The organism is Pseudonocardia sp. SID8383, assembly GCF_009864975.1.
GTDB lineage: Bacteria > Actinomycetota > Actinomycetes > Mycobacteriales > Pseudonocardiaceae > Pseudonocardia > Pseudonocardia alni.
Map to the genome: position 1 here is coordinate 1 of NZ_WWFY01000412.1, position 10,817 is coordinate 10,817.

Sequence of the window (10,817 nt, forward strand, 5' to 3'; positions counted from 1 at the left end):
GGACAGGCTCGGCGCCCACGGGTCGGCGGCGCCGGGGTCGCGGCGCAGCTCGCCGAGCGACGGGAGCACACCGTGCAGGGCCACGGTCGCGAAGGGCATCGACACGATCCGCGCCGCGAGCCCCATGACCGCCACCGAGGCCCCGATCCGCCGGTCCCCGCCGAGCGCGGTGGTGACCTCGCCGATCCGCCGGCCGAGCGGGTCCGGGCCGCCGGGGACCGGCGCGGCGTAGAGGTCGGCCCACCGGACGGTCACGGAGGCGGCGGGTGTCGCCACCGCGAACCAGGGACCGATGGTCGCGACGTCGGCGAGTACCTCCACCACCCGGCCGCCGGTCACCCGCTCGGGTGAAGCCGGCGGCGGCCCGGGTGTGGCGACGCGGATCGGGGGCACGTTCACGAGGGAGCAGTCTGCCCGACCCGGGGACGCGCTGCGTAACGGTTCGGACGCCCGCGGCGATCCCATGCAGGAGCACGCCGCTCCCGACGGATGGTCACGCCTCGCTCACCGTCCGGACACGGGCCGGCAACGTCGACCTGCTCGCATGGTCAGCGATCCACATCACGGGACCGGTGGGCCGCTCTCAGTAGCGCATCGCGGTGGCGGCGTGCGACTCTGTGCACTCGCCAGACCGCACTCGCCGGGGTGTGTGGTCGAACCGTGCCGCAGGAATGGCCGGGTACTGGAAGTCAGCGCCCGGCCGCTCGGCGTGCCCGGAGGAGGATTCCGTCCGCCGGTCACCCACCCGGCGGCACGGTGCACCTGAACGGCCCTCGTCGCACGTCCCACTCGGGCTGCGCGCTGTATTCTGAGAACTTTCTTCGGACCGCAGCGAGCTGCCCGGTCCGGGTCGTCCGATGCGGGTGACTCCAGGTGCACCGAGACGACAGGAGGAGCAGTTGGCCGCGATCAGTGACCAGACGCGTCGCCCCTCGCCCGGTGGGCTGTACGCCGCCGATCACGAGCACGACGCCTGCGGTGTGGCCATGTTGGCCGACGTCACCGGCAAGCGCAGCCACGCCATCGTGCAGAAGGCCATCGAGGCCCTGCTGCGCCTGGAACACCGCGGTGCGCGTGGCGCCGAGTACAACACCGGTGACGGTGCCGGGATCCTGATCCAGGTCCCGGACGCGTTCTACCGCGAGGTCACCGACTTCGACCTGCCCGCGGAGGGCGCCTACGCCACCGGCATCGCGATGCTGCCGCGTGACGAGGACGAGGCCGCCGCGGCGATCGAGCGGATCGACGCGCTCGCCGCCGAGGAGGACCTCACGGTCCTCGGGTGGCGCGAGATCCCGACCGACCCCGATGCCGCGGACCTGGGCTCCATCGCCCGGGACGCGATGCCCGGCTTCCGCCAGCTGTTCGTCGGCGGCGTGGAGCTGACCGGGGACGCCCCGGAGAACGCGCCCGCCGGCATCGAGCTGGAGCGCCGCGCGTTCTGCTTCCGGAAGCGGGTCGAGCACGACACCGAGACCTACTTCCCGTCGCTGTCGCCGCGCACCGTCATCTACAAGGGCATGCTCGCCGAGCCGCAGGTCGCCGCGTTCTACCCGGACCTGAACGACGAGCGCGTGACCTCCGCGCTGGCGATCGTGCACTCGCGGTTCTCCACGAACACGTTCCCGGCGTGGCCGCTGGCGCACCCGTTCCGCTACGTGGCGCACAACGGTGAGATCAACACCCTGCGCGGCAACCGGAACTGGATGGCGGCCCGCGAGTCGCTGCTGGAGTCCGCGAACCTGCCCGGCGACCTGTCGCGGCTGACCCCGATCGTCACCCCGGACGCGTCGGACTCGGCCACCTTCGACGAGGTCCTGGAGCTGCTGCACCTGTCCGGGCGCAGCCTGCCGCACGCGGTGCTGATGATGATCCCGGAGGCCTGGGAGCACAACACCGAGATGGACCCCGCCCGGCGGGCGTTCTACGAGTACCACTCCACGCTGATGGAGCCGTGGGACGGACCGGCCCTGGTCGCGTTCACCGACGGCACCCAGATCGGTGCGGTCCTCGACCGCAACGGACTGCGCCCGGCCCGCTACTGGGTCACCGAGGACGGCCTGGTCGTGCTCGCCTCCGAGGTCGGCGTGCTGGACGTCGCGCCCGACAAGGTCGTCCGCAAGGGCCGCCTCGAGCCGGGCCGCATGTTCCTCATCGACACCGAGCGCGGCAAGATCGTCGACGACGACGAGGTCAAGGGCGCGCTGGCCGCCGAGCAGCCGTACACCGACTGGCTGCACGCCGGTCTGATCCGGCTCGACGAACTGCCCGCGCGTACCCGCGAGACCCCGACCCACGAGACGCTCAACCTGCGCCAGCAGGCCCTCGGCTACACCGAGGAAGAGCTCAACGTCCTGCTCCGCCCGATGGCGGTCACCGGGGCCGAGCCGATCGGCTCGATGGGCAACGACGCGCCGATCGCGGCCATCGCCGAGCGTCCGCGTCAGCTGTACGACTACTTCATCCAGCTCTTCGCCCAGGTCACCAACCCGCCGTTGGACGCGATCCGCGAGGAGCTCGTCACCTCGCTGTTCAGCCAGCTCGGCCCGGAGCAGAACCTCCTCGACGCGACGCCGGCGCACTGCCGCACGATCGTCGTGCCGTTCCCGGTGCTGACCAACGACGACCTGGCGAAGATCGTCCACATCAACGACGACGGGGAGTTCCCCGGCTTCGCCTCGCACGTCGTCCGCGGCACGTTCACCGCCCGCGACGGCGGCAAGGGCATGCTGTCGCGGCTGGCCGAGATCAAGCAGGAGGTGTCCCGCGCGATCGAGAACGGGGCCCGCCTGATCGTGCTGTCCCAGCGCGGGGTGGACGCCGAGCACGCGCCGATCCCGTCGCTGCTGCTCACCGGCACCGTGCACCACCACCTCGTCCGGGAACGCTCGCGCACCCGCGTCGGGCTGGTCGTGGAGTCCGCGGACGCCCGCGAGGTGCACCACATCGCGCTGCTGCTCGGCTACGGCGCCTCCGCGGTGAACCCGTACCTGGCGATGGCCACGGTCGAGGACCTCGCCGAGCGCGGCGACGTCCCGGGTGTCGACGGCCGGACCGCGGCGAAGAACCTGGTCAAGGCGCTCGGCAAGGGCGTCCGCAAGACCATGTCGAAGATGGGTGTCTCGACGGTCGCGTCCTACACCGGCGCGCAGATCTTCGAGGCCGTCGGCCTGGGCTCCGAGGTCATCGACTCGGCGTTCCGCGGCACCGCGTCGCGGATCGGCGGCGTCGGCTTCGACGTCCTGGCCGAGGAGGTCCTCTCCCACCACCGCCGCGCCTACCCCGCCGACGACGTCCGTGCCTCGCACCGGGCGCTGCCGGTCGGTGGCGAGTACCAGTGGCGTCGCGAGGGCGAACTGCACCTGTTCAACCCGCAGACCGTCTTCAAGCTGCAGCACTCCACGCGGGCCGGGCGCTACGAGGTCTTCAAGGAGTACACGAAGGCCGTCGACGACCAGGCGCGGAAGCTGATGACGCTGCGCGGCCTGTTCACGTTCAAGGACGGCCTGCGCGAGCCCGTGTCCGTCGACGAGGTCGAGTCGATCGAGTCGATCATGACCCGGTTCGCGACCGGTGCGATCTCCTACGGCTCCATCTCCCAGGAGATGCACGAGACCCTGGCGATCGCGATGAACCGCATCGGCGGCCGGTCCAACACCGGTGAGGGCGGCGAGGACCCGGACCGCTTCACCGCGGACCCGAACGGCGACTCGCGCCGCAGCGCGGTCAAGCAGGCGGCGTCCGGCCGGTTCGGCGTCACCAGCGAGTACCTGGTCAACGCCGACGACATCCAGATCAAGATCGCCCAGGGCGCCAAGCCCGGTGAGGGCGGCCAGCTGCCCGGCGGCAAGGTCTACCCGTGGATCGCGACCACCCGGTACTCGACGCCGGGCGTCGGCCTCATCTCGCCGCCGCCGCACCACGACATCTACTCGATCGAGGACATCAAGCAGCTCATCCACGACCTGAAGAACGCCAACCCGCGGGCCCGCATCCACGTGAAGCTGGTGTCCCAGGTCGGCGTCGGGACCGTGGCGGCCGGCGTGTCCAAGGCGCACTCCGACGTCGTGCTCATCTCGGGCCACGACGGCGGCACCGGCGCCTCGCCGCTGTCCTCGATCAAGCACGCGGGTGGTCCCTGGGAGCTCGGCCTGGCCGAGACCCAGCAGACGCTGATGGCCAACGGGCTGCGCGACCGGATCACGGTCCAGGCCGACGGCCAGCTCAAGACCGGTCGTGACGTCGTCATCGCGGCGCTGCTCGGCGCCGAGGAGTACGGCTTCGCCACCGCCCCGCTGGTGGTCTCGGGCTGCATCATGATGCGCGTCTGCCACCTGGACACCTGTCCGGTCGGCGTCGCGACGCAGAACCCGGAGCTGCGCAAGAAGTTCAACGGCAAGGCCGAGTACGTCGTGAACTTCATGAAGTTCGTGGCGCAGGAGGTCCGCGAGATCCTCGCCGAGCTGGGCTTCCGCTCGCTGGACGAGGCGATCGGCCGGGCCGACGTGCTCGACGTCGACTCCGCCGCCCAGCACTGGAAGTCCAAGCACCTGGACCTCTCGCCGATCTTCCGGATCGCCGACGTGCCGGACGACGCGCCGCGCAAGCGGACCCGCGAGCAGGACCACGGCCTGGACAAGGCGCTGGACAACACCATGATCCAGCTGGCCGAGGGCGCGCTGCGCAACGGCGACCGGGTCCGCCTGGACCTGCCGGTGCGCAACGTCAACCGCACGGTCGGCACCATGCTCGGGTCCGAGCTGACCCGGGCGCACGGTGGCAAGGGCCTGCCCGACGACACGATCGACATCACGTTCACCGGCGCGGCCGGGCAGAGCTTCGGTGCGTTCGTGCCCAAGGGCATCACGCTGCGGCTGGTCGGCGACACCAACGACTACTTCGGCAAGGGCCTGTCCGGTGGCCGGCTGACCCTGCGGCCGGACCCGTCGTCGCCGTTCGCCGCCGAGGAGAACGTCATCGCCGGCAACGTGATCGGCTACGGCGCGACCTCGGGCGAGATGTTCATCCGCGGTGTCGTCGGCGAGCGGTTCTGCGTCCGGAACTCGGGCGCGGTGGCCGTCGTCGAGGGCGTCGGTGACCACGGTTGCGAGTACATGACCGGTGGCCGGGTCGTCGTCCTCGGGCGGACCGGGCGCAACTTCGCGGCCGGGATGTCGGGGGGCGTGGCCTACCTGCTCGACATCGACAAGAACCGGGTCAACCCGGAGATGGTCGACCTCGACCCGCTCTCGGACGAGGACCGGTCGATCGTGCACGACCTCGTCGAACGGCACCACGCCGAGACCGGCTCGGCGGTGGCGCACGCGCTGCTCACCGACTGGGACAACGCGGTCGAGCGGTTCGGCAAGGTCATGCCCAAGGACTACAAGCGCGTGCTGCTCGCGACGGAGAACGCCGAGCGCGAGGGCCGCGATGTCAACCAGGCGATCATGGAGGCTGCTCATGGGTGACCCCAAGGGCTTCATGACCACTCCCCGGCAGACGCCCACCCGGCGGCCGGTGGACCTGCGGCTGATGGACTGGCGCGAGGTCTACGAGGACTTCCCGACGAAGACCCTGGAGTCCCAGGCCGGGCGCTGCATGAACTGCGGCATCCCGTTCTGCCACCAGGGCTGTCCGCTCGGGAATCTCATTCCCGAGTGGAACGACCTGGTCTACCGCCACGACTGGCGCGAGGCGATCGAGCGCCTGCACGCCACGAACAACTTCCCGGAGTTCACCGGGACGCTGTGCCCCGCCCCGTGCGAGGCGGCGTGCGTGCTGGCCATCAACGACGACGCGGTCACGATCAAGCAGGTCGAGATCGAGATCATCGACAAGGCGTGGGACGAGGGCTGGGTCACCCCGCAGGTGCCCGAGGTGAAGACCGGCAAGAAGGTCGCCGTCATCGGGTCGGGGCCGGCCGGGCTGGCCGCCGCCCAGCAGCTGACCCGGGTCGGGCACGACGTCGTCGTGTTCGAGCGGGCCGACCGCATCGGCGGACTGCTGCGCTACGGCATCCCCGAGTTCAAGATGGAGAAGGCGCGCCTGGACCGGCGCCTGGAGCAGATGGTCGCCGAGGGCACCCATTTCCGGGCCTCGGTCGACGTCGGCACCGACGTCACCGTCGAGCAGCTGCGGGCCGACTTCGACGCGGTCGTCCTCGCGGGCGGTGCGACGGCGTGGCGAGACCTGCCCGCCGAGGGCCGCGACGCCGAGGGCGTCTACCAGGCGATGGAGTTCCTGCCGTGGGCCAACCACGTGCAGCAGGGCGACCTGGACGCGCCGCCGATCTCGGCCGAGGGCAAGGACGTCGTGATCATCGGCGGCGGTGACACCGGCGCCGACTGCCTGGGCACCTCGCACCGCCAGGGTGCGCGCTCGGTGACCCAGCTGGAGATCATGCCGACCCCGCCCGAGCAGCGCACCGACAACATGCCGTGGCCGACCTACCCGACGGTCTACCGGGTGTCCTCCGCGCACGAGGAGGGCGGCGACCGGCTGTTCTCGGTCAACACCACCGAGTTCGTGAAGGACGCCGACGGCAAGCTCGCCGGCATCCGGATCGTCGAGGTCAAGCGCGGGGACAACGGCTTCGAGCCCGTCGAGGGCACCGAGCAGGAGCTCCCCGCGCAGCTGGTGCTGCTCGCGATGGGCTTCGTCGGCCCGGAGAAGGGCGCCCTGCTGAACGACCTCGAGGTCGACCTGGACGAGCGCGGCAACGTCGCCCGCGACGACCGCTACATGTCCTCCGCCGACGGCGTGTTCGTCGCCGGTGACATGGGCCGCGGCCAGTCCCTGATCGTGTGGGCCATCTCCGAGGGCCGGTCCGCGGCCGCCGGGGTGGACGAGTACCTGACCGGGCGCACCGTGCTGCCACGCCCGATCGACCCCACCGACCGGCAGATCGCCTGATCCACCCGGCGTGACGACAGGGCCCGGCCGTTCGCGGCCGGGCCCTTCGTCGTCCCGGGATCGTCCCCGGGCTCAGTCGAGGCGTTCGAGCTCGTAGGCGTCGTCGCCGATCCAGATGCGCACGCCCTCGGCGTCGTCGGAGATGTAGCCGTCCTCCTCCTCGCCGAGCTCGCGGATCGCGCCGAGGGCGAGCCGGTCGAACTCCACGACGCCGTCGCCCACGTCGACCGGCCGGTACTCCCGGGCCAGCATCGCGGTGCGGCACTGCGTCGCCAGCCACGTCGCGTTCTCCGTACCGACCTCGACCCGCCACCGCTCATCGCGCATACGAGGAGTATGGCCTGGATCTCTCCGTCCGTCGCCGGTCTTCTACCGGCGATCGTGACGGAGTGCTCCTCATCGGACGCACGCCGCGATCCGCTCCCGCCCGTCGCGGGGGCGGCGCCGCTCACGGTGGCGGGCGAGACAGGAGCCACTGCACCCACAACCCGACGGCGGGTCGGGCGTTGAACCCCGTGACCGGCATCTGCAGAACCGGGAGCCCCTGTCGATGCCGGGCACCATCGGGTCATCGGGTACCGCGGCCACGCGCCGCGGGCCCGATGCCCGGTGGTGTATCCCGCCCGGTCGCCGCGCGAGGCGATGAGTTCTCCGGGGCCAGCCGGTCGTAGGCGGTGAGTGCTCCGGAACCGCCGGGGCCGTGCCCGCGGAGGCCACCATGACCGCCCCCTCCCCCACCCGTCGTATGCCGGTCGCCGCACATCGTGCGCTGTGGGTGCTGCAGATCCTGCTCGGCCTGTTCTTCGTCCTGGCCTCGGCGCTGCCGAAGTTCTGGGGCGACCCGTTCGCCGTCGCGATCTTCGACGGGATCGGCCTCGGCCAATGGCTGCGCTACGTCGTCGGGTTCCTCGAGCTGGCCGGCGGGATCGGCCTGTGCACCCGGCGCTCGGCCGTACCGGCCGCCACCGGGCTCGTCCTGCTGATGGTCGGTGCGGCGCTCACCCAGGCATTCGTCCTGCACGGCGGGGCGCTGGTCGTCACACCGCTGGTCGTCGGCGCCCTGACCGCCGTGGTCGCGGTCGCGCGACGGAACGAGACGCTCACCACCCCTCGCTGACCTGCGTTTACGCACAGCGATCATCGGGCATTTCCGGGGAGAGAAGACCGATCCGGATACCCCGGTTCGCCCGCGTGAGTCCCGCAAAGGGGAGGAACCCGCCATGGCCGACCGCCACGTCAAGCCGGTCGACGACGGCTGGACCGTCGAGAAGGAAGACGCCCAGCGCCCGAGTGCCCGTACGAGCACCCAGGCCGAGGCCATCACCCGGGCGGTGGAGATCATCGCCAACGACGGCGGCGGCAACCTCGTCGTGTACGGCACCGACGGCTCGGTGCGCGAACGCCGCTCCATCGACGCCGACGCCGACGCCGGCACCGCCACGAAGGCCGTCGCGAGCACCACCGCCACCGCGGCCGGTGACACCGCGTCGAAGGCCGCCGAGACCACCGGCAAGGCCGCCGACAAGATCGGTGCCGACACGCGGACCACCGCCAAGAAGGTCGCCGGCGAGACCGGTGACAGCGCGGCGAAGGCCGGCGAGACCGTCAAGAAGGGCGCCGACAAGGTCGCCGCCGAAGCCCGCAAGGTCGATGACCAGGGTAAGGACCCGAAGAAGGCGGGCAAGGCCGCCGCCGAGGCCGCGAAGGCCACCGGCGAGCAGCTGGCCGGGAACGCCCAGCGCACCGGCAAGCAGGTCGCCGGCGAGGTGTCGTCGTCCGCGGAGCGGTCCGCCGCCACCGTCAAGGCCGTCGCCGAACAGGGTGCCGACTCCGCGGTGCGCACCGCGGACCGGACCGCGCGCGTGAGCGCCCGCGTCGAGGACGACCTGGACGACACCGGGGCCCGCCTGGCCCGCCGGCTCTACGAGAACGGCGAGCGGGCCGCCTCGCAGCTGGACGACTTCGCCCTGCGCGTCTACAAGCCGCTGAACCCGATCCGGTTCACCAGCCGCGTCGCCGCCGGGGCGGTCGCCACCGCGTTCGGGGTGACCGGTGCGGTCACCTCGCGCGCGGGCAAGCTGTTCCAGCGCGGGACCCGCAAGGCCGCAGGCCGCTGAGTCCCCGCAGTACCGCGACCGCGCCCCCGCCGACCACGTCGGCGGGGGCGCGGTCGTCTGCGGTCAGGACGTCGGACGCAGCACGTAGTCGCCGGTGTCGTCGCTCCACTCCATCGCGATGAGGTCCCGGGCGCGGGCCGCCTTCGCGAAGGACAGGAAGCTGCCGAAGCCGTAGCGCTTCTCGGAGAAGTCCGGGACCCGCTTGCGGAGCTGGTTCTTCAGCCCGGACAGCTGCGGCGGGTCCCCAGCCGCGGCGATCCCGCGCACCACGTCGACGAGCAGCGCGAACGCGTCGTGGTCGGCGTCCGGGTCGTCGGGCAGCGCCACCTCGGGGTCACCCTGCGCCGCACCGGTGGTCAGCGTGACCGCACCGCGATCCTGCAGATGGCGCAGCAGCTCGCCGAAACCGCGGAAGCCGTGGTCGGCCTCGTCGAACGTGGGGTCCTTGCGCAGGATCGCGCGCTTGAGCCGCGACGCCAGGACCGGGCCGTCGGCCTGGCGGGTCAGTCCGACGAGGGTGCTGACGACGAGGCCCGCGACGTCGCGTTCCTCGGCCCCGGTGGTGGCGGTGTCGTCGCGCCCGTCGGAGAACGTGACGTCGAACGGGTCCGGCGGAACGACCGGCTCCGGCTCCGGGACCGCGACCGGGGCGGGGGTCGCGACCGGTCCCGCGGCCGGGGCCGGGGCGGGGCGCGGACTCCCCCGGCGACGACGCGGCGGTGCGGGCGCCTGGGTCGGCTCGACACCGGGGAGCCGGTCGTAGAACAGGAACTCGTCGCAGGAGGGCGGCAGCAACGCCGAGGTCGAGGACTGCACCCCGATCCCGATCACGCGCTTGTCCAGCTCGCGCAGCTTGTGCATGAGCGGGGTGAAGTCCGAGTCGCCGGTGCCGATGGCGAAGGTGGTGATGAACTCCCGCTCGTAGGCGAGCTCGATCGCGTCGACGGCGAGCTTGATGTCCGCCGCGTTCTTGCGGGAGCCGCCGATCCGCTGCGGGATCTCGATGAGCTCCACCTGGGCGCGGGCCATCAGGCGGCGGTCCTCGTCGAAGGAGGACCAGTCGGCGTAGGCGCGGCGGACCACCACCCGCCCGCGTTCGGCGAGCGCGTCGGCCACCGGGCCGAAGTCGAAGGGGACGACCCCGAGCCCGTCGCGGGCGCCGATCGCGAGGTTCTCGTAGTCGAGCAGCAGTGCGATGCGTTCGTCCTCGTGGGCCACCGCGGAAGCCTAATGCGCTGGCCCGGGTGCCCGCCCGCAGGGCACGGTTCACCGATGCGCGCGGACGACGTCGAGAACGCGGTGACGATGATGGTCGGAGCCCTGGGGGCGGTACCCGACGACGGCTGGTCCGCCCCGGCCGGACCGCTGGACTGGTCGTGCCGCGACACCGTGGTGCACGTCGCGGACGACCTGTTCGGCTACGCCGCCCAGGTGGCGATCGCCCCGCCCGACGACTATCCGCCGTTCGAGATCGTGGTGCCCGACACCGTCGGCACCGCCGGGCTGCTGCAGGTCGTCGCGACCGGCGGGCCGATGCTCGCCGCCGCCGTCCGGACCGCACCCGGCGGGGTGCGCGGCTGGCACCCCTACGGCGCCGCAGACGCCGCCGGGTTCGCCGCGATGGGCGTCACCGAGGTCCTGGTGCACACCCACGACATCACCCGGACCACCGACCCGGCGTGGACGCTGCCCGCGGCGCCGTGCCGGGGCGTACTCGCCCGGCTGTGGCCGGACGTCGACGCGGGCGACGACCCGGCCGGGGCGCTGCTGCACCACACCGGCCGG

General features: G+C 72.0%; 8 protein-coding genes. 5 read left to right on the forward strand and 3 right to left on the reverse strand.

Features of this window, described 5'->3' with window-relative positions; genetic code table 11:
• Positions 1-399 (reverse strand): hypothetical protein (locus tag GTW08_RS10080; protein ID WP_202416897.1); only part of this gene is annotated, 399 nt, incomplete at its 3' end.
• Between the two features lie 500 nt (positions 400-899).
• Here GTW08_RS10080 and gltB point away from each other — a divergent pair.
• Both gltB and GTW08_RS10090 read left to right on the forward strand, forming a co-directional pair.
• Positions 900-5,471 (forward strand): glutamate synthase large subunit, encoded by a 4,572-nt coding sequence (gltB, locus tag GTW08_RS10085; protein ID WP_174565919.1) that lies wholly within the window; start codon positions 900-902, stop codon positions 5,469-5,471.
• A complete protein-coding gene (locus GTW08_RS10090; protein WP_073578085.1) occupies positions 5,464-6,915 on the forward strand; it encodes a glutamate synthase subunit beta in 1,452 nt (483 codons plus the stop codon). The genes gltB and GTW08_RS10090 overlap by 8 nt, the downstream gene beginning before the upstream one ends.
• Before the next feature lie 72 nt (positions 6,916-6,987).
• On the opposite strand, the gene GTW08_RS10095 is transcribed toward GTW08_RS10090, so the two are convergent.
• Entirely contained in the window at positions 6,988-7,242 is a 255-nt protein-coding gene (locus GTW08_RS10095) for a hypothetical protein (RefSeq protein WP_073578086.1), read from the reverse strand.
• Between the two features lie 391 nt (positions 7,243-7,633).
• On the opposite strand from GTW08_RS10095, the gene GTW08_RS10100 reads away from it, so the two are divergent.
• Together GTW08_RS10100 and GTW08_RS10105 are read left to right on the forward strand one after the other, a co-directional pair.
• The gene (locus tag GTW08_RS10100) at positions 7,634-8,032 is read left to right on the forward strand and encodes a DoxX family protein (RefSeq protein ID WP_073578262.1); all 399 of its coding nucleotides are present in this window, start codon (positions 7,634-7,636) and stop codon (positions 8,030-8,032) included.
• Positions 8,033-8,135: 103 nt separating this feature from the next.
• Positions 8,136-9,032 carry a DUF2188 domain-containing protein gene (locus GTW08_RS10105; protein ID WP_073578087.1) on the forward strand — a complete coding sequence of 299 codons (897 nt, stop codon included), beginning with the start codon at positions 8,136-8,138 and terminating at the stop codon, positions 9,030-9,032.
• 63 nt (positions 9,033-9,095) lie between these two features.
• Here the strand turns inward: GTW08_RS10105 and GTW08_RS10110 are convergent, their stop codons facing one another.
• Entirely contained in the window at positions 9,096-10,250 is a 1,155-nt protein-coding gene (locus tag GTW08_RS10110; protein WP_073578088.1) for a PIN domain-containing protein, read from the reverse strand.
• A gap of 54 nt (positions 10,251-10,304) precedes the next feature.
• Between GTW08_RS10110 and GTW08_RS10115 the strand changes: the two genes are divergently transcribed.
• The coding region (locus tag GTW08_RS10115) for a maleylpyruvate isomerase N-terminal domain-containing protein (RefSeq protein ID WP_161151816.1) at positions 10,305-10,817 on the forward strand (513 nt) is incomplete at its 3' end.